This is a genomic window from Polaromonas sp. P1_F8 (assembly GCF_056405635.1).
On sequence record NZ_JBFUBS010000024.1, the window covers coordinates 1 to 401 of the forward strand.

Below are 401 nucleotides of genomic sequence, written 5' to 3' on the forward strand. Positions count from 1 at the left end.
CCGGCCAGCCTCCGGCCAGCCTGGCGGTTACCGGCGTAGGCGCAAACAACAAGGTTTACGACACGACCACCACAGCGACGCTGAGCGGGACAGCAGCGGTGACGGCTTTGAGTGGTGATACCGTGACCGTGGGCGGTACCGGCAGCGGAAATTTCGCCAACAAGAACGTGGGTAACGGCAAGGCCGTCACCGTCACCGGCTACACACTGGGCGGCGCCGACGCTGGCAACTACACCGTGGTGCAGCCCACCGGCGTGACAGCCAACATCACGCCGGCCAGCCTGGCGGTTACCGGCGTAGGCGCAAACAACAAGGTTTACGACACGACCACCACAGCGACGCTGAGCGGGACAGCAGCGGTGACGGCTTTGAGTGGTGATACCGTGACCGTGGGCGGTACC

General features: G+C 64.8%; 1 protein-coding gene. It reads left to right on the plus strand.

What is annotated here, in order from left to right; genetic code table 11:
• A partial coding sequence (locus AC1D1J_RS22610; RefSeq protein WP_477695931.1) for a YDG domain-containing protein occupies positions 1-401 on the plus strand: 401 nt, incomplete at both ends.